1 rRNA gene is annotated in these 219 nt (G+C 53.4%); it reads right to left on the bottom strand.

Going from position 1 to position 219, the window contains the following annotated elements:
• Positions 1 to 82: 82 nt before the first annotated feature.
• Positions 83 to 219: ribosomal RNA gene (locus tag HP507_RS17510) — 23S ribosomal RNA — on the bottom strand; the annotation flags it as partial.

The following is a 219-nucleotide window of genomic DNA, read 5'->3' as shown; positions in this document are numbered from 1 at the left end:
TTCAGTTTCTTGTTCCCGATCGTCTGTCGGGAACCACAAAGTGGACGCGAGCCCCACACCCGAAAGTGTGGGAAATAGTTGTGTTGTCAAGTCTTCGGCTTATTAGTACCGGTCAGCTCCACGGGTCGTTAGTCCCCGCTTCCACATCCGGCCTATCAACCCAGTAGTCTGCTGGGAGCCTCTCACACTCAAGGTGCATGGAAATCTCATCTCGAAGAC

It is taken from the genome of Curtobacterium pusillum, assembly GCF_013359865.1.
Classification (GTDB): Bacteria; Actinomycetota; Actinomycetes; order Actinomycetales; family Microbacteriaceae; genus Curtobacterium; species Curtobacterium pusillum.
The sequence above is the reverse complement of the archived record's forward strand: the minus strand, read 5'-3'. Positions and strand labels throughout refer to the sequence as shown.